Raw genomic sequence first — 20,855 nt, 5'->3', positions numbered from 1 at the left:
TCGGCACGAGTTGGCACACCGCCCACAGCGGTGCAGGCAGCAGCAGCCGCGGCTCGGGGGGCGCTCATGAGTGGCGGGCTGCTCGTTGCCGGGACCACCTCTGATGCCGGGAAGAGTGTGGTCACCGCCGGGATCTGTCGGTGGCTCTCCCGTAAGGGAGTCTCCGTCGCGCCGTTCAAGGCGCAGAACATGTCGCTGAACTCGTTCGTCACGCGGGAAGGTGCCGAGATCGGGCGGGCGCAGGCCATGCAGGCGCAGGCCGCCCGGGTCGAGCCCACCGCGCTGATGAATCCCGTGCTGCTCAAGCCGGGCAGCGACCGGTCGAGTCAAGTGGTGCTCATGGGGAAGCCCGTGGGCGAGATGAGTGCCCGGGGGTATCACGGGGGTCGGCAACAGGCGCTGCTCGACACCGTCGTGGGATGCCTGGAACAGCTTCGGGGCACGTATGACGCCGTGATCTGTGAAGGGGCGGGGAGTCCCGCCGAGATCAACCTCCGGCGTACCGACATCGTGAACATGGGGATCGCCCGGGCTGCCCGCTTCCCCGTCGTGGTCGTCGGTGACATTGATCGTGGGGGTGTCTTCGCTTCCTTCTTCGGGACCGTCGCGCTGCTCGGCCCCGCCGACCAGGAGCTCGTCGCGGGCTTCCTCGTCAACAAGTTCCGCGGTGACGTGTCGCTGCTCGAACCCGGGCTCGACATGCTGCGTGACCTCACCGGGCGGCGCACCTTCGGCGTGCTGCCGTTCCGGCACGGGCTCGGCATCGACGAGGAGGACGGGCTTCGGGTCTCGCTGCGCGGGACGGTGCGGGAGTCCGTCGTGGCGGCGCCCGTCGGCGAGGACGTGCTGCGCGTCGCCGTGTGCGCGGTGCCGCTGATGTCCAACTTCACCGACGTGGACGCGCTGGCCGCCGAACCCGGCGTCGTGGTGCGCTTCGTGGACCGCGCCGAGGAACTCGTCGACGCGGACCTCGTCGTCGTACCGGGCACGCGCGGGACCGTGCGCGCCCTCGAGTGGCTGCGCGAGCGCGGGCTCGCCGACGCCCTCGCGCGGCGCGCCGCGGACGGGCGGCCCGTCCTCGGGATCTGTGGCGGTTTCCAGGTGCTCGGGGAGCGGATCGAGGACGACGTCGAGTCGCGGGCCGGGACCGTGGACGGGCTCGGGCTGCTGCCCGTACGCGTGCGGTTCCACCAAGACAAGACCCTGGCGCGGCCCGTCGGGTCGGCTCTCGGTGAGCACGTCGAGGGGTACGAGATCCATCACGGCGTCGCCGAAGTCCTGGGCGGGGAAACCTTCTTGGACGGCTGCCGGGTCGGGGCCGTGTGGGGCACCCACTGGCACGGCTCACTGGAGAGCGACGCCTTCCGGCGGCGCTTCCTCGCCGAGGTCGCGCGCGCCGCGGGCCGCCGCTTCGTGCCCGCGCCCGACACCAGCTTCGGGGCGCTGCGCGAGGAACAGCTCGACCTCCTCGGCGACCTCATCGAAGAACACGCGGACACCGACGCGCTGCTGCGCCTGATCGAGACCGGCGCTCCGTCCGGTCTCCCCTTCATCGCACCGGGGGCACCCTCATGACCGTCCTGCTTCTGTCCACCGCCGACACGGACCTGCTCGCGGCCCGCGCCTGCGGAGCGGCGTACCGCATCGGCAACCCGTCCCGCGTCGACGTGCGCGAGGAACTGCCCGCGCTCCTCGACGGCGCGGACATCGCCGTCGTACGCCTCCTCGGCGGCAAGCGCGCCTGGGAGGACGGGCTCGCCGCGCTGAAGGCGGCCGGGATCCCGACCGTGCTGCTCGGCGGCGAGGCCGTGCCGGACGCCGAGCTGATGGCCGAGTCGTCCGTCCCGGCGGGCGTGGTGGCCGAGGCGCTGCGCTATCTCGTCGAGGGCGGACCCGACAACCTCGTGGAGCTGGAGCGGTTCCTCTCCGACACCGTGCTGCTCACCGGCCACGGCTTCGCCGAGCCGCGGAAGATGCCCGAGTACGGGGTGCACGGCGAGCGTGCGCACATCGAGGGGCGGCCGACCGTCGGCGTGCTCTTCTACCGCGCGCACCAGCTCTCCGGGAACACCGCCTTCGTGGACACCCTGTGCGACGCCATCGAGGCCAAGGGCGCCAACGCCCTTGCCGTGTACTGCGGTTCGCTGCGCGGCGCCGACGCGGGCCTGTACGAGATCCTCGGGCGCGCCGACGCGCTGGTCGCCACCGTCCTCGCCGCGGGCGGCACGCACGCCTCCGACGCCAGCGCGGGCGGCGACGAGGAGGCCTGGGACATCGGCGCGCTCGCCGACCTCGACATCCCCGTCCTGCAGGGCCTCTGCCTCACCTCGTCCCGCGCCGCCTGGGAGGCGTCCGACGCCGCCCTCTCCCCCATGGACGCCGCCATGCAGGTGGCCATCCCCGAGTTCGACGGCCGCATCGTCACCGTCCCGTTCAGTTTCAAGGAGCAGGGCCCCGACGACGTACCGGTGTACGTCGCCGACCCCGAGCGGGCGGCACGCGTCGCCGGAATCGCCGTACGCCACGGCCTGTTGAGGCACAAGCCGAACGCGGAGAAAAGACTCGGCATCGTCTTCACCGCCTACCCGACCAAGCACAGCCGCGTCGGCAACGCCGTCGGCCTCGACACCCCCGCCTCGGCGGTCCGCGTCCTCGACGCCCTGCGCGACGCGGGGTATGCCGTCGACGGCCACCCCGACAACGGCGACGAGCTGATCCACACCCTCATCAACGCCGGTGGCCACGACGTCGAATGGCTCACCGAGGAACAGCTCGCCGCCGCGCCCGCGCGCGTGCCGCTGGCCGACTACCGGGCGTGGTTCAGCGCCCTCGACCCCGAGCTGCGCGACGGCATGCTGGAGGCCTGGGGCGAGCCGCCGGGCAGCCTGTACGTCGACGGCGGCGACATCGTGCTCGCCTCGCTCCAGTTCGGGAACGTCGTCGTGATGATCCAGCCGCCACGCGGCTTCGGCGAGAACCCCATCGCCATCTACCACGACCCGGACATGCCGCCGTCCCACCACTACATGGCCGCGTACCGCTGGCTCGACAACACTTTCGGCGCCGACGCCATCGTGCACATGGGCAAGCACGGCACCATGGAATGGCTGCCCGGCAAGGGACTCGGGCTGAGTGGCGGCTGCGCGCCGGACGCCGTGCTCGGCGACCTGCCGCTCGTGTACCCCTTCATCGTCAACGACCCCGGCGAGGGCACCCAGGCCAAGCGGCGCGGGCACGCCACGGTCGTGGACCACCTGGTGCCGCCGATGGCCCGCGCGGACACGTACGGCGACCTGGCGAAGCTGGAGCAGCTCCTCGACGAGTACGCGCTCGTCAGCGACCTCGACCCGGCGAAGGCGCCCGCTGTGCGCGCCCAGATCTGGACGCTGGTGAAGGCCGCCGAGCTGCACCACGACCTGCACGTCGACGACCAGCCGGACGACGACGCGTTCGACGAGTTCGTGATGCACATCGACGGCTATCTGTGCGAGATCAAGGACGTGCAGATCCGCGACGGCCTGCACATCCTCGGCGGCGGGCCGGTCGGCGAGGCGCGCGTCAACCTCGTCCTCGCGGTGCTGCGCGCCTCCCAGGTGTGGGGCGGCACCGCCAACGCGCTGCCGGGCCTCCGTGCATGCCTCGCGGAGCACTTCGGCCTGAACGAGAAGGAGTTGCTCGGCGAGCCGGGCGCCGCGGTGAAGGTCGCCGATGGTCTGACCGCCCTGGTCGACGGACCCGCGCGGACCGGCGCGGACGCCATCGATCTGCTTGAGCAGCTCTGCCGTCGGCTTGCCGAGGGCATGGAGGAGCGCGGCTGGGACCTCGCCGCCGTGCGCGGCCTCGTCCGTGACGTCGTCGGCGTCGAACTGCCGCCCGCCGTCGCCGTCCTGGGCTTCGCCTGCGAGGAGGTCGTGCCCCGGCTCGCCCGCACCACCGACGAGATCGGGCACATCCTGCGGGCCCTGAACGGCGGCTACGTGCCCGCAGGCCCGTCGGGTTCGCCCACACGCGGGCTCGTGAACGTGCTGCCGACCGGCCGCAACTTCTACTCCGTCGACCCCAAGGCCATCCCGTCCAGGCTGAGTTGGGAGGTCGGCCAGTCCCTCGCGGACTCGCTGATCGCGCGCTATCTGGCCGACACGGGCGCGTACCCGAAGTCCGTGGGCCTGACCGTGTGGGGCACCTCGGCCATGCGGACGCAGGGCGACGACATCGCGGAGATCCTTGCGCTGCTCGGGTGCCGGCCCGTGTGGGACGACGCGTCGCGGCGCGTCACCGGCTTCGAGGTCGTGCCCGTCGCTGAGCTGGGGCGGCCCCGCATCGACGTGACCGTCCGCATCTCCGGCTTCTTCCGCGACGCGTTCCCGCACGTGGTGGGCTTGATCGACGATGCTGTGCGGGCTGTCGCCGAGCTGGACGAGGACGCCTCGGACAACTACGTGCGCGCCCACGTCGACGAGGACGCCGCCGAGCACGGCGACCGGCGGCGCGCCACCGCCCGCATCTTCGGCTCGAAGCCCGGCGCGTACGGGGCCGGGCTGCTGCCGCTCATCGACGCCCGCAACTGGCGGTCGGACGCCGATCTGGCCGAGGTGTACGCGGTGTGGGGCGGCTACGCCTACGGGCGCGGGCTCGACGGGCGGGCGGCCCGCGGGGACATGGAGACGGCGTTCAAGCGGATCGCGGTCGCGGCGAAGAATGTGGACACCAGAGAGCACGATCTCGTCGACGCCGACGATTACTTCCAGTACCACGGCGGGATGGTCGCCATGGTGCGGCATCTGACGGGAGCGTCCCCCGAGGCGTACGTCGGGGACTCCGCCGTGCCGGATCAGGTGAAGACGCGGACGTTGGGTGAGGAGACGCATCGCGTGTTCCGTGCGCGGGTCGTCAACCCGCGATGGATGGCCGCCATGCGGCGGCACGGGTACAAGGGCGCCTTCGAGATGGCCGCCACCGTGGACTATCTGTTCGGGTACGACGCGACGGCCGGGGTCGTCGATGACTGGATGTACGAGAAGTTGTCGGCGGAGTACGTGTTCGACCCGGAGAACCGGGCGTTCATGGAGAAGTCCAACCCTTGGGCGCTGCGAGGGATTTCCGAGCGGTTGCTCGAAGCGGCCGAGCGGGGGCTTTGGGCTGCGCCCGACGCGGAGACGTTGGAGCGGTTGCGGGCCACGTACCTCGAGCTCGAGGGGCAGCTTGAAGGGGGTGCGGAGTGAGGCCCTGCGGGGCTTTCCCCAGTCCCGCCCCTTCCCGAAACCGGGGGCTCCGCCCCCGGACCCCCGTATCGCCGCTTCGCGGCTCGTCCTCAAACGCCGGACGGGCTGAAATATCCGCCGCCCAGGCACAGTTGGAGGCTGCCCCATGACCGCCCCCTACCCCTTCACCGCCCTCGTCGGTCAAGACGATCTGCGGCTCGCGCTGCTGCTCAACGCCGTGTCCCCCGCCGTCGGCGGCGTGCTCGTACGCGGCGAGAAAGGCACTGCCAAGTCCACCGCCGTGCGGGCGCTCTCGGCGCTGTTGCCCGAGGTCGACGTCGTACCGGGATGTCGGTTCTCGTGTGCTCCGGGGGCGCCCGATCCCGCCTGCCCGGACGGGCCGCACGAGGTCGGTGGCGGGGTCGCGCGGGCCGCGCGCATGGTCGAGCTGCCCGTCGGGGCCTCCGAGGACCGGCTCGTGGGGGCGCTCGACATCGAGCGGGCGCTCGCCGAGGGTGTGAAGGCCTTCGAGCCGGGGCTGCTCGCCGACGCGCACCGCGGGATTCTGTACGTCGACGAAGTGAACCTGCTGCACGACCATCTGGTCGACCTGCTGCTCGACGCCGCCGCCATGGGGGCCTCGTACGTGGAGCGCGAAGGCGTGTCCGTGCGGCATGCGGCGCGGTTCCTGCTCGTGGGGACGATGAACCCCGAAGAGGGTGAGCTGCGGCCGCAGTTGCTCGACCGGTTCGGGCTGACCGTCGAGGTCGCCGCGTCCCGCGAGCCCGACCAGCGCGTGGAGGTCGTGCGGCGGCGGCTCGCCTACGACGACGATCCGGACGGGTTCGCGGCGCGCTGGGGCGAGGACGAGGCAGCCGTACGGGCCCGCATCGTCGCCGCCCGCGCGCTGCTGCCGCGCGTGCGGCTCGGGGACGGCGCGCTGCGGCAGATCGCCGCGACCTGCGCGGCCTTCGAGGTGGACGGCATGCGCGCCGACATCGTGATGGCGCGGACCGCGACCGCCCTTGCCGCCTGGGCGGGGCGTGAGGACGTGCTCGCCGAGGACGTCCGGCAGGCCGCGCTGCTCGCGCTGCCGCACCGGCGGCGGCGCAATCCCTTCGACGCTCCCGGGCTCGACGAGGACAAGCTCGACGAGACGCTGGAGGAGTTCGGGGAGGACGACCCTGACCCCGAGCCCGACCCCGATGGGGGTGGTCCGGACGGCGGTGGCGGGCAGCCGCCGCAGGACTCCGGGCCCGAGCAGCCCGGCGACGGCGGTACCGCCGCGCAGACCGAGGCCGCCGACGACGGGCAGCCGCAGGGCGGCGGCACGGGCGAGCAGCAGGCCGTGCGGGCCGGTGAGCCGTTCCGTACGAAGGTGCTGAGCGTGCCGGGCCTCGGTGAGGGTGCTGCGGGGCGGCGGTCCCGGGCGCGCACCGAGCACGGGCGTACGACGGGTGCGCGGCGGCCCCAAGGGGCACTCACGAAGCTGCACTTGGCGGCGACCGTGCGGGCCGCGGCGCCCCATCAGCGGGCGCGCGGGCGGTCCGGGCGCGGGCTCGTGGTGCGGCGTGACGATCTGCGGCAGGCGACGCGGGAGGGGCGCGAGGGCAACCTCGTGCTGTTCGTCGTGGACGCGTCCGGGTCGATGGCGGCGCGGCAGCGTATGACCGCCGTGAAGGGCGCGGTGCTTTCGTTGCTGCTCGACGCCTATCAGCGGCGGGACAAGGTGGGGCTCGTGACGTTCCGCGGGACGGGTGCGGAGGTGGCGCTGCCGCCGACGTCGTCCGTGGACGCGGCGGCCGTGCGGCTGGAGTCACTGCCGACCGGTGGGCGTACGCCGCTCGCGGCCGGGCTGCTGCGCGCACACGAGGTGCTGCGGGTGGAGCGGCTGCGGGATCCCGCGCGGCGCCCGCTGGTCGTCGTGGTGACCGACGGGCGTGCGACCGGCGGCGTGGAGCCGGTGGCCCAGGCGGGGCGCGCCGCCCGGCTGTTCGCCGCCGAGGGGCATGCCTCGGTGGTCGTGGACTGCGAGTCGGGGCCGGTGCGGCTCGGGCTCGCGGGGCAGTTGGCCGGGGAGCTCGGCGGGACCACGGTGACGTTGGACGAGCTGCGGGCCGACTCGATCGCCGGGCTCGTCAACGATGTCCGGGAGTCGTACGGCTCAGGTTCAGTGCGGAGGGTGGCCTGATATGCCTCAGGGACAGCCGAGTGTGGTGCCGGACGATGGGCTGACGACACGTCAGCGGCGTAATCGGCCGCTGGTCGTCGTCCACACCGGGATCGGCAAGGGCAAGTCGACCGCCGCCTTCGGGCTCGCGCTGCGGGCCTGGAATCAGGGGTGGCCCATCGGCGTGTTCCAGTTCGTGAAGTCCGCGAAGTGGAAGGTCGGCGAGGAGAACGCGCTGCGGGTGCTCGGCGCGAGCGGGCAGGGCGGGACCGTCGACTGGCACAAGATGGGCGAGGGGTGGTCCTGGGTTCAGCGGGACGACCAGATGGACAACGAGGAGAAGGCCCGCGAGGGCTGGGAGCAGGTCAAGCGGGACCTCGGCGCCGAGACGTACAAGCTGTACGTCCTCGACGAGTTCGCCTATCCCCTGCACTGGGGGTGGATCGACGTCGAGGAGGTCGTGGCCGTGCTGCGGGCGCGGCCCGGGACACAGCATGTGGTGATCACCGGGCGCAACGCGCCGGCCGCGCTGGTGGAGTACGCCGACCTCGTCACCGACATGTCCAAGGTCAAGCACCCCATGGACGCCGGTCAGAAGGGGCAGCGGGGCATCGAGTGGTAGCGCGTCTGGTTGTCGCGGCGCCGTCTTCCGGGAGCGGGAAGACGACCGTCGCCACCGGGTTGATGGCCGCCTTCGCGGAGGCCGGGCTCGCCGTGTCCCCGCACAAGGTCGGGCCCGACTACATCGATCCCGGATATCACTCGCTCGCCACGGGGCGGCCGGGGCGGAATCTGGACGCCTATCTGTGCGGGCCGGAGCTGGTCGCCCCGTTGTTCGCGCATGGGGCCGCCGGGTGTGATCTGGCCGTCGTGGAAGGTGTGATGGGGCTGTACGACGGGGCCTCGGGGCAGGGGGAGCTGGCTTCCACCGCGCATGTCGCGAAGCTGTTGCGGGCTCCCGTCGTGCTTGTCGTCGACGCCTCGTCGCAGTCGCGGTCCGTGGCGGCGCTGGTGCACGGGTTTGCCTCGTGGGATCCGGGGGTTCGGGTCGGTGGGGTGATTCTGAACAAGGTGGGGTCGCCTCGGCACGAGGAGTTGCTGCGGGAGGCGCTGGATTCCTCTGGGGTGCCGGTGCTCGGCGCGCTGCGGCGGGTGCCGCAGGTTCGGGCGCCCTCGCGGCATTTGGGGTTGGTGCCTGTTGCCGAGCGGCGGGCTGAGGCGGTGGCCTCCGTGGCTGCGTTGGCCTCGCAGGTGCGGGATGGGTGCGACCTGGAGGCCCTGTTGGCGTTGGCCCGGGGTGCTGCGCCGTTGTCGGGTGCGGGGTGGGATCCCTGCGGGGCTTTCCCCAATCCCACCCCTTCCCGAAACTGGGGGCTCCGCCCCCAGACCCCCGCTCCTCAAGCGCCGGAGGGGCTGGGTGGGGGGTCGCGGGTGGGTGGGTCGACCCCCGCCGGTCGCGCTTCGCGCTCGTCCTCAAACGCCGGACGGGCTGAGTTGTTGCCGGAAGCGCCTGGCAGCAGCGGACAGGGCGAGCGAGATCGGCCCGTCGTCGCCATGGCTGGTGGAGCTGCCTTCTCCTTTTCCTACGCGGAGCACGCCGAACTGCTTGCCGCCGCCGGGGCCGAGGTCGTGGCCTTCGATCCGCTGCGCGACGAGGAGTTGCCCCCGGGCACCCGGGGGCTCGTCATCGGTGGCGGGTTCCCCGAGGTGTACGCGCCCGAGTTGTCCGCCAACGAACCGTTGCGGAAAGCCGTGGCGGAGTTGGCTGACAGTGGGGCGCCGGTGGCCGCCGAGTGTGCGGGGCTGTTGTATCTGGCGCGGGAGCTGGACGGGAAGCCGATGTGCGGGGTGCTCGACGTGCGGGCGCGGATGTCGGAGGGGCTGACGTTGGGGTATCGCGAGGCCGTCGCCGTGTCGGACAGTGTGCTCGCGGCGGCGGGCACACGGATGCGCGGGCACGAGTTCCACCGCACCGTCGTGGAGCCGGGCGCGGGGGCGGCTCCCGCCTGGGGGCTGCACGCTCCTGAACGGCGCGTCGAAGGTTTCGTACAAAAGGGTGTGCACGCGAGTTATCTGCACACGCACTGGGCCGCCGAGCCCGGGATCGCCCGTCGGTTCGTGGAGAGGTGCAAGGCATGAGCGGCAGCAGCAGACTGATCGGCGTCGGGGTCGGTCCCGGTGACCCCGAGCTCGTGACCGTCAAAGGCGTGAACGCGCTGCGCGGCGCCGATGTCGTCGTCGTGCCCGTGATGGACACGGGCGAGCGCGGGCGCGCCGAGGCGACCGTGCTGCACTACGTGCCCGAGGACCGGGTCGTACGCGTGGTGTTCGCGCTGAACGAGCGCACCGACCGGGCGCGCCGCGAGGCGGCCTGGGACGCGGCCGGGCAGCGGGTCGCCGAGCTGCTGCGGGAGCGCGGCACGGTGGCGTTCGCGACGATCGGGGACCCCAATGTGTACTCGACGTTCACGTATCTCGCGCAGACCATCGAGGAATTGGTGCCGGGCGTCGGCGTGGAGACGGTGCCCGGGATCACCGCCATGCAGGACCTCGCGGCGCGCAGCGGGGCCGTACTGACCGAGGGCACCGAGCCGCTGACGCTGGTGCCGGTGACGGCCGGGGCGGCCGTGCTGAAGGACGCGCTCGCCGGGCCCGGGACCGTGGTGGCGTACAAGTTCGGGCGGCTCGCGCACGAAGTGGCCGCCGCGCTGCGGGAGACGGGGCGCACCGAGGACGCGGTGTGGGGGTCGGCGCTCGGGCTGCCCGAGGAGTCCATCCGTACCGCCGGGGAATTGGGCGACGCGGCGCTGCCTTATCTGTCGACGCTCATCGCGCCCGCGCGGCGCGACGGCGGGCGGGGCGGGAAGCTGTGAGGTTCAGGGGGTTCAGCCGGGTCAGTGGGTTCACCGGGTTCAGTGGGCACCGCTCACTCGGCGATGCCCACCACCAGCCAGATGAACGCCGCCCCCGCCACCGTGCACAGCAGCGTCGAGCGCGCGGGGTGGTCGTGGTGCGCCTCGGGCAGGATCTCGGCCGCCGCCAGGTAGAGCAGGGCGCCGCCGAAGAAGCCCAGATAGCCGCCGAGCAGTTGCTCCGGAATGGTGAAGGCCAGCGTGGTCGCCGCGCCCACGACCGGGGCCACCGCGTCCGCGAACAGCATCGCGACGGCCTTGCGGCGCGCGTTCCCGTACAGCCGGGTGATCGTGTACGTGTTGAAGCCGTCCGCGAAGTCGTGGGCGATGACGGCGACCGCCACCGCCGCGCCCATGCCGCCGCCCACCTGGAAGGCGGCGCCGATCGCGACGCCGTCCATCATGCTGTGGCCGACCATCGCCGCGGCCGCCGTCAGGCCGACCTCCGGGACCCGGCCGCCGTTGTGCTCGGCCGCCCCGTGCGCCGACCGGCGCAGCGCGAGCAGCCGCTCCACCACGTGCGCGAACAGGAAGCCCGCGACGGCGAGGAGCAGCGCCGCCGGTACGCCGAAGACCGGGCCGCCGGCCGCCTCCAGTGCCTCCGGCAGCAGATCGAGGCCGACCACGCCGAGCATCAGGCCGCCCGCGAGACCGAGCACCAGGTGACGCCGGTCGGTGACCCGCCCCGCGGTCCAGCCGCCGACCAGTGTCATCACGAACGCGCCGAGAGCCACGAACACCGCCATGCGCTCTTGCTAGCCGATTGACCCCGCCCACGCATCGTGCCCCGCCCCACGGCCGCACCGGCCACTCCCCCGGCCCCGTCCCCGGGCCGCGGCACCGCTCTTCTTCAGTTCAGTTCGTACGAGAGGAACTCCCCCATGGCCGACGCCGTCCCCACCGGCAAGGTGACCTTCGTCGGCGCCGGACCCGGCGCCGCCGACCTGCTGACCTTCCGGGCCGCCCGGGCCATCGCGGACGCCGACGTGGTGATCTGGGCGGCCAGCCTCGTGCAGGCCGAGGTCCTGGAGCACGCGCGGGACGGCGCCGAGATCCTGGACTCGGCGGTGATGTCCCTGGAGGACGTCGTGGCCGTGTACGAGCGGGCCGCCCGGGACGGGCTGAAGGTCGCGCGCATCCACTCCGGTGACCCGGCGCTGTGGGGCGGCACGCAGGAGCAGTTCGACCGGTGCGCCGAGCTGGGCGTCGAGACGGAGATCGTGCCGGGCGTCTCGTCGTTCTCGGCCGTCGCCGCCATCGCCGGACGCGAGCTGACCATCCCGGAGGTCGCCCAGTCCGTGATCCTCACCCGGCTCGGCGGCGGCAAGACGCCGATGCCGCCCGGTGAGGAGGTACGGGAGTTCGCGCGGCACGGCACGACGATGGCGCTGTTCCTGTCGGCGGCGCGCAGCGGCCAGCTCGTGCGGGAGCTCCTCGAAGGCGGCTACCCGACGACGACGCCCGTCGTCGTCGCGTACCAGGCCACCTGGCCGGAGGAGCTCGTCCTCACCTGCACGATCGAGACGCTGGAGGAGACGGTGAAGGAACACCGGCTCTGGAAGCACACCCTGTTCCTGGTCGGCCCCGCCCTGGCCGCGCACGGCACCCGCTCGCACCTCTACCACCCCGGCCACTTCCACGGCTTCCGCAAGGCCGACCCCGAGGCCCGCGCGGCCCTCCGCGCGGAGAGGCCCCGCCCATGATCACGGTCATCGGTACGGGGACGGGGGCGCCCCTGGACGCGGCGGCACGGGCCGCGGTGCGGGGCGCCGCCCTGGTGGTGGGCGGACGCCGCCATCTTGAGGCGGCTGATGTTCCGGAGGGAGTGGAGCGGGTGGTGCTGGGCCCGCTGGCGCCGGCGCTGGCCGCAATCGAGCGGTGCGGAATTAAAGCCCGTCGAGGGGGTCCCTCCCTGCTCATTAAGAGCTTGGGGGAGATTGAGGACGAGGCCGAAGGCCGATCGGCGGCACCACGGACGCGGAGCGTGGACTCCTCCTGCACCCCGGCACGGGTGGTCGTCCTAGCCTCGGGGGACCCGGGCTTCTTCGGCATAGTGCGCGCCCTGGCGGACCGTTTCGGGCCGGACGCCCTGGACGTCCGGCCCGCCGTCTCCTCCGTGGCAACGGCATTCGCGAGGATCGGACTCCCGTGGGACGACGCAGTCGTGGTGAGCGCACACGGCCGCGCCCTGCGTACGGCGGTGAACGCATGCCGCGCCCACCCAAAGGTCGCCGTACTCACGGGCCCCGGCAGCGGCCCAGCCGAACTGGGCACCGAACTGGCCCGCCGCACGGCGAACCGCACCCTCGTCGTGGCCACCGCACTGGGCGACCCCGCCAGGGAACGCGTCGAGCGGGTCACGCCCGCCGAGGCCGCCGCCCGCGACTGGGGCACCGCGGTCGGCGTCGTGCTGTGCCTCGACGAGGACCGGGCGGTCACCTCCGCCGCCCGCACCGTCGCGGGGCCGCGGACCGGGCCCGGCCGGTGGGCCCTGGACGAGGACGAGTTCGCCCACCGGGACTCGATGATCACCAAGTTCGAGGTGCGGGCGCTCGCGCTCGCCCGGCTCGGGCCGCGCGTCGGCGACCTGGTGTGGGACATCGGCGCGGGCTCCGGCTCCGTCGCCGTGGAGTGCGCCCGGCTCGGCGCCGCCGTGACCGCCGTGGAGAAGACCGCCGACGGCATCGAACGCATCCGCGCCAACGCCGCCGCGCACGGCGTCGACGTCCTCGCCGTGCACGGGGCCGCGCCCACCGTCCTGTCCGACCTCGCCGACCCCGACGCCGTGTTCGTCGGCGGCGGCGGGCGCGAGCTGCCCGCCATCGTGACCGCGTGCGCGCGGCGGGCGCGGCGGGCCGTCGTGGTGTCGCTGGCCGCGCTCGACCGGGTGCCCGCGGTGCGCGCGGCGCTGCTCGGGGCCGGGTTCGACTGCGACGGGGTGCTGTTGCAGTCCTCGCGGCTCGCGCCGCTGCCGGGGGAGGTCACGCGGCTCGCCGCGACGAATCCGGTGTTTCTTTTGTGGGGGACGCGGTCGGCTGCGCCCGGTCCCGCGCTCTCTGCCTCAACTTCCTTGAACGAAGGAGCAGTTCAGTGATCGGCCTGATCTCCGGCACGAAGTCTGGCGGGGGCGCCTGTGGGCGGCTGGCCGCGGCTTGGCCCGCGCGTACGCGGGTGTACGAGGGTCCCGTACGGGAGGCATTCGAACGGGCCTTCCGTGAGTGCGAGCAGGTGGTGTGCTTCCTTGCCACCGGGGCCGTGGTGCGGTTGGCTGCGCCGCTGCTCGCGGGGAAGGGGGTCGACCCGGGGGTCGTGTGCGTCGATGAGGCCGGGCGGTTTGCTGTTGCCCTGCTGGGCGGGCATGCCGGGGGCGCGAATGCGCTGGCGCGGGAGGTCGGGGAGGTGCTCGGGGCCGAGCCGGTGATCACCACGGCCACCGATGCGGTGGCCGTGCCGGGGCTTGACATGCTCGGGTTCCCCGTGGAGGGGGACGTTGCCGGGGTGACCCGGACCATGTTGGACGGGGAACCCGTCGCCCTGGAGGCGGAGTTGGCTTGGCCCCTGCCTGCCCTTCCCTCGAACGTCATGGCACCGTCGGACTGGGCTGTGCCCACCCGTCCCGCCCTGCGGGACGATTGCCCACAGCAGGGGCCGGCAGACGGCGGCAGCCCCGCCGGACAGGGCGAAGGCTCGCGGCAGGAGCAGCCGACGGTGCGGGTCTCTGATCGCACCCTTGAGCCCGCGCTTCGCGAAGTCGTGCTGCGGCCGCCCTCGCTCGTCGTCGGGGTCGGGGCCAGCAAAGGGGCGCCCGTCGATGAAGTACTGGGGCTTGTGCGGGAGTCCTTGCGGGAAGCCGGGCTCTCGGCCCTCTGCGTGCGGGAGTTGGTCACCGTTGACGCCAAGGGGGAAGAGCCCGGGATCGTCGAGGCGGCCTCGCGGCTCGGGGTGCCGTTGGTGACGTACGCCGCCGAGGAGCTGGCCGGGGTCGACGTGCCGAACCCGTCGGGCGCGCCGCTCGCCGCCGTCGGGACGCCGTCCGTCGCCGAGGCGGCGGCACTGCGCGGCGGGGGTGAACTCCTCGTGCCGAAGCGGAAGTCGGAGCGGGCGGACGGAAGGCCCGCCATGGCCACGTGTGCGGTCGTGCGGCGGCCCGCGCGCGGGCGGCTCGCCGTCGTAGGGCTCGGCCCCGGGGCCCGGGACCTGCTCACGCCCCGTGCCCGTGACGAACTGCGGCGCGCCGCCGTCCTCGTGGGGCTCGACCAGTACGTCGACCAGGTCCGGGATCTGCTGCGGCCGGGGACGCGGGTCGTCGAGTCGGGGCTCGGCGCCGAGGAGGAGCGGGCCCGTACGGCAGTCGCCGAGGCCCGCGAGGGGCGGGCCGTCGCGCTGATCGGGTCGGGGGACGCGGGTGTGTACGCGATGGCGTCACCCGCGCTCGCCGAGGCCGGGGACGACATCGACGTCGTCGGCGTACCGGGTGTGACCGCCGCGCTCGCCGCCGGCGCGCTGCTCGGGGCGCCGCTCGGCCACGACCACGTGTCCATCAGCCTGTCCGACCTGCACACGCCGTGGGAGGTCATCGAGCGCCGGGTGCGCGCGGCGGCCGAGGCGGATCTGGTCGTGACGTTCTACAACCCGCGCAGCCGGGGCCGCGACTGGCAGCTCCCGAAGTCCCTGGCGCTGCTCACCGAGCACCGGGCGCCGACGACGCCCGTCGGTGTCGTACGCAACGCCTCCCGCCCCGACGAGAGCGTGCGCCTGACCACGCTGGCGGCGCTCGACCCCGACAGCGTCGACATGATGACCGTCGTGACCGTCGGCAACACCGCGACCCGCGCGATCGCGGGCCGCATGGTGACACCGCGCGGCTACCGCTGGCAGGGGGTGTGACCGCCGTGCAGAACGCAGCACGTGTCGTGCATCCCATCGAGCAGGAGTCGTTCCGGCGGCTCCGCTCCCGGCTCGACACCTCGCACTTCCCGCCGCTGACGCGGGCCGTCGTGGAGCGTGTCATCCACTCCGCGGCGGACCTGGAGTACGCGAAGGACCTGGTGACGGACGAGGAGTCGCTGGTACGCGGCCACGCCGCCCTGCACGCGGGCGCGCCCGTCGTCGTGGACGTGGAGATGGTCGCGGCCGGCATCACGCGGCGCGAGACCGTGTGCCGGTTGAAGGACGCCAAGTCCGGTGCCGGGCTTACCCGTTCGGCGCACGCGGTGCGGCTCGCGTACGAGGAGGTGGGTCCGGGCGCGCTCTGGGTGATCGGGTGCGCGCCCACCGCCCTGGAGGAGCTGCTGCTGCTCGACGCCCGGCCCGCGCTCGTCATCGGGCTACCGGTCGGCTTCGTCGGCGCCGTGGAGTCCAAGGAGGCGCTGCGGGCGAGCGGGCTTCCCGCCGTCAGCAACGTGTCCGAGAAGGGGGGTTCGGCGGTCGCGTCGGCCGCCTTGAACGCCCTGCTGTACCACCCCGCGGCGGCCGTCGCCGCAGATCGAACCGAGGAGAACGAGTGACGACCCCGCCCGCACTGCTGATCGCCGGACACGGCACCCGTGACGACGCAGGCGCCGCCGCCTTCCGCGACTTCGTCCAGGAGCTGGCGCGCCGCAACCCCGAACTGCCCGTCGCGGGCGGCTTCATCGAGCTGTCGCCGCCACCGCTCGGCGAAGCCGTGGGCGAACTCGTCGAACGGGGCGTGAAACGGTTCGCGGCGGTGCCGCTGATGCTGGTGTCCGCCGGGCACGCCAAAGGCGACATCCCGGCCGCGCTGACCCGCGAGAAGGAGCGGCACCCCGGCATCTCGTACTCCTACGGCCGTCCGCTGGGGCCGCACCCGCTGATCCTGAAGGTCCTGGAGCGGCGGCTCGACGAGGCGCTCGGCGACTCGGTGCGCACTCCGGAGGACCGGGCGGACGTGACCGTGCTCCTGGTGGGGCGCGGGTCGACGGACCCCGACGCCAACGCCGAGGTGTTCAAGGCGGCGCGGCTGCTGTGGGAGGGCCGCGGGTACGCGGGCGTGGAGACCGCGTTCGTGTCACTGGCCGCGCCGGACGTGCCGTCGGGGCTCGACCGGTGTGTGGCGCTCGGCGCGCGGCGCGTCGTGGTCCTGCCGTACTTCCTGTTCACCGGGATCCTGCCGGACCGGGTGCGGCAGCAGACCGAGGGCTGGGCGTCCGCGCACCCCGGGGTGGAGGTGCGGTCCGCCGATGTGATCGGGCCCGAGGAGGAGCTGGTCGAGCTGGTGATGGAGCGCTACCGGGAGGCGGTGGGCGGGGATCTGCGGATGAACTGCGACACCTGCGTGTACCGGGTGGCGCTGCCGGGGTTCGAGGACAAGGTGGGGCTGCCGCAGCAGCCGCACTTCCACCCCGATGACGACGGGCACCATCACCACGGTCATGGGCACGGCCACGGTCACGGTCACGACCACCACGGAAGTCATGCGCACTCCCACTGAGGCCGGTTCCCCGGCGGCCGCCGTCGCGGCCGAGGTCGATCTGCGGCATCACGGGGACGCGGAGGTGCGGGGGCGGGACGAGCTCGTGGATCTCGCCGTCAATGTCCGTGCCGGTACGCCGCCTTCGTGGCTGAAGCAGTGTGTCGCCGCGTCGCTCGACGGGCTCGCCGCCTACCCCGACGGGCGGGCGGCGCGGGCCGCGGTGGCCGCGCGGCACGGTGTGCCGCCGGAGCGGGTGCTGCTCACGGCGGGCGCCGCCGAGGCCTTCGTGCTGCTCGCGCGGGCGCTGCGGGTGCGGCGGCCGGTCGTCGTCCATCCGCAGTTCACCGAGCCGGAGGCCGCGTTGCGGGATGCCGGGCACACGGTGGGGCGGGTGCTGTTGCGGGCGGAGGACGGGTTCCGGCTCGATCCGGGCGTGGTGCCCGAGGATGCCGACCTGGTCGTCGTCGGCAACCCGACGAATCCCACGTCCGTGCTGCACCGCGCGGCGGACCTCGTCCGGCTCGCCCGGCCGGGGCGGGTCCTCGTGGTGGACGAGGCGTTCATGGACGCGGTGCCCGGTGAGCGGGAGGCGTTGGCTGGGCGGGTCGACGTGCCGGGGCTCGTCGTGCTGCGGAGCCTCACGAAGACGTGGGGTCTCGCGGGGCTGCGCATCGGCTATGTCCTGGCCGACCCGGCCCTCGTCACCGAACTCTCCCGTGCGCAGCCGCTGTGGCCGGTGTCGTCGCCCGCGCTGGCCGCGGCGGAGGCGTGTGTGTCGCCGCGGGCGCTGGCCGAGGCGGGGCATGTGGCGCACCGGGTCGCCGCCGAGCGGCGGCATCTGGTGGCCGGGCTTCTGGAGTTGCCCGGGGTGAGTGTGGTGGGGCCTGCGGAGGGGCCGTTCGTGCTGGTGCGGGTCGCCGGGGGCGGCGGGGTGCGGGAGGGGTTGCGGGAGCGGGGGTTCGCCGTGCGGCGGGGCGATACGTTTCCTGGGCTGGGGCCTGAGTGGGTGCGGGTCGCTGTGCGGGACCGTGCGACGGCGGACTCGTTCCTGTCGGCCCTGCAGGGGCTCTGTCGGTAGTTCCATTCGCCGTCCGGCCGGTGGGGCGGGCACGTGAGAACAGTCCCGCCGCTTGGCGGCGGATATCTCCCACCCTCCCCCAAGCTCTTAAAGAGCAGGGGGGACCCCCTTCCCGTTCACCGGAACAGACCGCTTCGGGCCGAAGCGCAAGCCCTCCCCGCCGCCCTGCCCTGCGGGCGGCCGTGCCACCCGGTGCGGGGGAAGGCCGACTGGCGTCGACGGGACGAGTGGATGCGTGAGGCTACGTTCCCTCTCCCGCTGTGGGCAGCTGGGCCGCCAGGGGGTGCGTGCGTGAGGGCCCGTCCCGTCGTCCCCCGCTGTGGGCAGCTGGGCCGCCAGGGGCGGCACGGGTGGGCACAGCCCAGGTCGACGGGGTCGTCAGGGCGGGGGTGAGGTGGTCCCCGGCCGACGGGGGGCGTCACGGGGCAGGGTGAGGTGGTCCCCCCCCGGCCCACGGTGGCGGCAGTGGCCCCGGCCGGGGATCGGCGGCCCCGGCCGGGATCACTGGTCAGCGGCGGCGGCTGCGGCTGCGGGTCACCGCCAGGGTGGCGCCTCCGGCGAGGAGGAGGGCCGCGGCGCCCCCGGCCACGTACGGAGTGGCCGAACTGCCCCCGGTCGCCGCGAGGTTGTCGTCGGGGGCCTCCTTCGCGACCACCGGCTCCGCCACCTTGCCCTGCGGCTCGGGCAGCGGCTTGGCCCCGGGCCCGGGGGCCGAGCAGTTCGCCCCGCCCAGCGTCACGGCCCCCTCGACCGCCGCGACCCCGAGCTTGAGCGGGTCCACGGACACCTTGAGCCGCAGCGCGACCGCGGCCGCCGTACGGGACGTCGTACGCGTCGACGACAGGTCGAGCCGCACCTCACCGACGCCGGGCACGGACACCCTCGTCGTGCCCGCGGCCTTCACTGCGACCCGCTTGCCGAGCACGGTCACCCCGCCGAGCAGCTTCGACTCGGCCACGGGCCGCTTGCCCGACACGCACACGGCCTTGGACGTCACCTGGTCCACTGCGAGGAGCGGCAGCATCGGCAGGCCGGGCACGTGCACCTTGGCGCGCGCGAGGTTGCTGTACCCCTCCGCCGTGCCGCCCTTCACGGTGGCCCGCGCCGTCGCCACGTCCGCGCGCAGCACGTGGAAGGGGCGCCCGCCGTCCACCCCGTCCAGCTTCGCGGTGAGCGAGGTCTTCTCGGCGCTCGCGGGCGCGGACACCTCGTTGAGGGCCACGTTCAGCGGGAGGTTCGCGGTCTTGTTGAGCAGGGACACGTCGAGGCCGGTGCGGAGCACGACGGCGTCGGCGCTGCCGCCGCGGTGGTCGTCGGTGGCGTGCGCGGCACCCGCGGAGGCGAGCGCCGCGGACCCCGCGGCGACCACGGTCGCGGCGGCGAGGGCGCCGACGCGGCGGGCGGGGAGTCTGCGGAAGGCGTTTCTGGCCGAGAAGGCGTTGCTGGTCAAAGTGGTGGAACCCCCACATGAGTCACGGAGGCACCGACCGCGCACGCCACACGGGGACATCGCGTGCGCGGGGCACCAGGGAAGCCGGGGTGCGCCTGGCGGCGCCGTCCCGACTCCGGGAATTTTTACGCACTGAGAGTGAACGGGCAGCAACCTGGCGTGAGTTCACTCCAAGGAGAGGTTTCCGTCGGTGTATTCGAATCCGGCGGCACGGGCGTTCCCCCAGACCTCGTGCACCACGTCCGTGCCGGTGACGAGCGTGATCGCCGCGTTGACAGCCGGGCCGCGGCAAGGTCACGTACAACGAGCCGGACCCCGCCGCGTCACTCTCCGTCAACAGGAGCAGTGGCTCACCGATGGGGTTACGGATGTCCTGCCGGAGGCTCCCCAGCCCCGCCCCTTCCCGTAACTGGGGCTCCGCCCCAGACCCCGCTCCTCAAACGCCGGAGGGCTGTACCTAGCCATAGCTAGCCCGTCCGGCGTTTGAGGACGAGCCGCGAAGCGGCGACCTCAGCCCACCACCCTCCCGTTCAGTACCACCGCCGAAGGCGCCGTCAGCACCCGCACATCCGCCCGCGGATCCTCCTCGTACACGACGAGATCCGCCGGTGCCCCCTCCACGAGCCCGGGCCGCCCGAGCCACGCCCGGGCCCCCCACACGGCCGCCGAGATCGCCTCGACCGCCGGAATCCCCGCCTTGGTGAGCTCGGCGACCTCCCCGCCGACGAGCCCGTGGGCCAGGGAGCCGCCCGCGTCGGTGCCGGTGTACACGGGCACGCCGGCGTCGTAGGCGGACCGCACGGTGTCGTAGCGCCGGGCGTGCAGCCGCCGCATGTGCGCGGACCACCGGGGGAACTTCTTCTCGCCGCCGGCGGCGAGCTGCGGGAAGGTGGCGATGTTGACGAGGGTGGGCACGATGGCGACGCCGCGTTCGGCGAAGAGGGGGATGGTGTCCTCGGTGAGGCCGGTGGCGTGCTCGACGCAGTCGATGCCCGCCTCGACGAGGTCGCGCAGCGAGTCCTCGGCGAAGCAGTGGGCGGTGACGCGGGCGCCGAGACGGTGGGCCTCGGCGATGGCGGCCTCGACGGCGCCCCGCGGCCAGCAGGCGGTGAGGTCACCGGCGTCGCGGTCGATCCAGTCGCCGACGAGCTTGACCCAGCCGTCGCCGCGCCGCGCCTCCTGGGCGACGTACGCGACGAGGTTGTCGGGCTCGATCTCGTGGGCGTAGTTGCGGATGTAGCGGCGGGTGCGGGCGATGTGCCGGCCGGCCCGGATGATCTTCGGCAGGTCCTCGCGGTCGTCGATCCAGCGGGTGTCGGACGGCGAGCCCGCGTCGCGCAGGAGCAGCGCGCCCGCGTCCCGGTCGGTGAGCGCCTGCTTCTCGGCGACGTCCGGTGTGACGGGGCCGTGGGCGTCCAGGCCGACGTGGCAGTGGGCGTCGACGAGGCCGGGCAGCGCCCAGCCCCGCACGGTGACCGTGTCCCGGGCGGCCGCCGCGGCGGGGCGCCGGAAGGTCACGCGCCCGCCGACCACCCACAACTCGTCCCGTACGTCCTGGGGCCCGACGAGCACCCGCCCCTTCACGTGCAGCACCGTGCGATCGCTCATGGA

Annotated in this window: 15 protein-coding genes; 12 read left to right on the top strand and 3 right to left on the bottom strand. The window is 73.5% G+C overall.

Features of this window, described 5'->3' with window-relative positions; translation table 11 throughout:
- Positions 1-66: 66 nt before the first annotated feature.
- The 6 genes from AC0KTA_RS29860 (at position 67) to cobI (ending at position 10,244) form a co-directional block, all read left to right on the top strand.
- The gene (locus AC0KTA_RS29860) at positions 67-1,575 is read left to right on the top strand and encodes a cobyric acid synthase (RefSeq protein ID WP_481051313.1); all 1,509 of its coding nucleotides are present in this window, start codon (positions 67-69) and stop codon (positions 1,573-1,575) included.
- Positions 1,572-5,222 carry a cobaltochelatase subunit CobN gene (cobN, locus tag AC0KTA_RS29855; protein ID WP_481051312.1) on the top strand — a complete coding sequence of 1,217 codons (3,651 nt, stop codon included), beginning with the start codon at positions 1,572-1,574 and terminating at the stop codon, positions 5,220-5,222. Before AC0KTA_RS29860 ends, cobN begins: the two co-directional genes overlap by 4 nt.
- 145 nt (positions 5,223-5,367) lie before the next feature.
- Entirely contained in the window at positions 5,368-7,392 is a 2,025-nt protein-coding gene (locus tag AC0KTA_RS29850; protein WP_481051311.1) for a putative cobaltochelatase, read from the top strand.
- 1 nt (position 7,393) lies between these two features.
- Entirely contained in the window at positions 7,394-7,993 is a 600-nt protein-coding gene (gene cobO, locus AC0KTA_RS29845; protein ID WP_481051310.1) for a cob(I)yrinic acid a,c-diamide adenosyltransferase, read from the top strand.
- Complete coding sequence (locus AC0KTA_RS29840) at positions 7,987-9,510, top strand: cobyrinic acid a,c-diamide synthase CobB (RefSeq protein ID WP_481051309.1); 1,524 nt, start codon at positions 7,987-7,989, stop codon at positions 9,508-9,510. The genes cobO and AC0KTA_RS29840 overlap by 7 nt, the downstream gene beginning before the upstream one ends.
- Positions 9,507-10,244: a precorrin-2 C(20)-methyltransferase gene (gene cobI / locus AC0KTA_RS29835; RefSeq protein WP_481051308.1), complete on the top strand. Its 738-nt coding sequence runs from the start codon at positions 9,507-9,509 to the stop codon at positions 10,242-10,244. Before AC0KTA_RS29840 ends, cobI begins: the two co-directional genes overlap by 4 nt.
- 53 nt (positions 10,245-10,297) lie before the next feature.
- On the opposite strand, the gene AC0KTA_RS29830 is transcribed toward cobI, so the two are convergent.
- Positions 10,298-11,029, bottom strand: a complete 732-nt coding sequence (locus tag AC0KTA_RS29830; RefSeq protein ID WP_016641962.1) for a ZIP family metal transporter — start codon at positions 11,027-11,029, stop codon at positions 10,298-10,300.
- 135 nt (positions 11,030-11,164) lie between these two features.
- Here AC0KTA_RS29830 and cobM point away from each other — a divergent pair, with 135 nt between their 5' ends.
- From cobM to cobC, 6 genes are read left to right on the top strand one after another with little or no spacing between them, the layout of a single operon-like run.
- Positions 11,165-11,986, top strand: coding sequence for a precorrin-4 C(11)-methyltransferase (gene cobM / locus AC0KTA_RS29825; protein ID WP_481051307.1), 822 nt, complete (start codon positions 11,165-11,167; stop codon positions 11,984-11,986).
- Entirely contained in the window at positions 11,983-13,377 is a 1,395-nt protein-coding gene (cbiE, locus tag AC0KTA_RS29820) for a precorrin-6y C5,15-methyltransferase (decarboxylating) subunit CbiE (RefSeq protein ID WP_481051306.1), read from the top strand. Before cobM ends, cbiE begins: the two co-directional genes overlap by 4 nt.
- A complete protein-coding gene (gene cobJ / locus AC0KTA_RS29815; protein WP_481051305.1) occupies positions 13,374-15,170 on the top strand; it encodes a precorrin-3B C(17)-methyltransferase in 1,797 nt (598 codons plus the stop codon). Before cbiE ends, cobJ begins: the two co-directional genes overlap by 4 nt.
- A gap of 5 nt (positions 15,171-15,175) precedes the next feature.
- The gene (locus AC0KTA_RS29810) at positions 15,176-15,790 is read left to right on the top strand and encodes a precorrin-8X methylmutase (RefSeq protein ID WP_481051304.1); all 615 of its coding nucleotides are present in this window, start codon (positions 15,176-15,178) and stop codon (positions 15,788-15,790) included.
- Positions 15,787-16,734 carry a sirohydrochlorin chelatase gene (locus AC0KTA_RS29805; protein WP_481051303.1) on the top strand — a complete coding sequence of 316 codons (948 nt, stop codon included), beginning with the start codon at positions 15,787-15,789 and terminating at the stop codon, positions 16,732-16,734. The genes AC0KTA_RS29810 and AC0KTA_RS29805 overlap by 4 nt, the downstream gene beginning before the upstream one ends.
- The gene (gene cobC, locus AC0KTA_RS29800; RefSeq protein WP_481051302.1) at positions 16,718-17,794 is read left to right on the top strand and encodes an Rv2231c family histidinol phosphate aminotransferase CobC; all 1,077 of its coding nucleotides are present in this window, start codon (positions 16,718-16,720) and stop codon (positions 17,792-17,794) included. The genes AC0KTA_RS29805 and cobC overlap by 17 nt, the downstream gene beginning before the upstream one ends.
- A gap of 508 nt (positions 17,795-18,302) precedes the next feature.
- Here cobC and AC0KTA_RS29795 read toward each other — a convergent pair.
- Positions 18,303-19,289 (bottom strand): SCO1860 family LAETG-anchored protein, encoded by a 987-nt coding sequence (locus AC0KTA_RS29795; RefSeq protein WP_481051301.1) that lies wholly within the window; start codon positions 19,287-19,289, stop codon positions 18,303-18,305.
- A gap of 465 nt (positions 19,290-19,754) precedes the next feature.
- On the bottom strand, positions 19,755-20,852 hold the full coding sequence (locus AC0KTA_RS29790; protein ID WP_481051300.1) for an amidohydrolase family protein: 1,098 nt from the start codon (positions 20,850-20,852) through the stop codon (positions 19,755-19,757).
- Positions 20,853-20,855 lie beyond the last annotated feature (3 nt).

It is taken from the genome of Streptomyces sp. Y309 (genome assembly GCF_056712025.1).
This window is presented reverse-complemented; position numbering and strand designations above follow the sequence as displayed.

Excerpts from the sequence above, each read along its gene's own strand:
- cobC (WP_481051302.1), top strand. The coding sequence starts at position 16,718 with ATGCGCACTCCCACTGAGGCCGGTTCCCCGGCGGCCGCCGTCGCGGCC.
- cbiE (WP_481051306.1), top strand. The coding sequence starts at position 11,983 with ATGATCACGGTCATCGGTACGGGGACGGGGGCGCCCCTGGACGCGGCG.
- AC0KTA_RS29790 (WP_481051300.1), bottom strand. The coding sequence starts at position 20,852 with ATGAGCGATCGCACGGTGCTGCACGTGAAGGGGCGGGTGCTCGTCGGG.
- cobO (WP_481051310.1), top strand. The coding sequence starts at position 7,394 with ATGCCTCAGGGACAGCCGAGTGTGGTGCCGGACGATGGGCTGACGACA.
- AC0KTA_RS29860 (WP_481051313.1), top strand. The coding sequence starts at position 67 with ATGAGTGGCGGGCTGCTCGTTGCCGGGACCACCTCTGATGCCGGGAAG.
- AC0KTA_RS29850 (WP_481051311.1), top strand. The coding sequence starts at position 5,368 with ATGACCGCCCCCTACCCCTTCACCGCCCTCGTCGGTCAAGACGATCTG.
- cobI (WP_481051308.1), top strand. The coding sequence starts at position 9,507 with ATGAGCGGCAGCAGCAGACTGATCGGCGTCGGGGTCGGTCCCGGTGAC.
- cobM (WP_481051307.1), top strand. The coding sequence starts at position 11,165 with ATGGCCGACGCCGTCCCCACCGGCAAGGTGACCTTCGTCGGCGCCGGA.
- cobN (WP_481051312.1), top strand. The coding sequence starts at position 1,572 with ATGACCGTCCTGCTTCTGTCCACCGCCGACACGGACCTGCTCGCGGCC.
- AC0KTA_RS29830 (WP_016641962.1), bottom strand. The coding sequence starts at position 11,029 with ATGGCGGTGTTCGTGGCTCTCGGCGCGTTCGTGATGACACTGGTCGGC.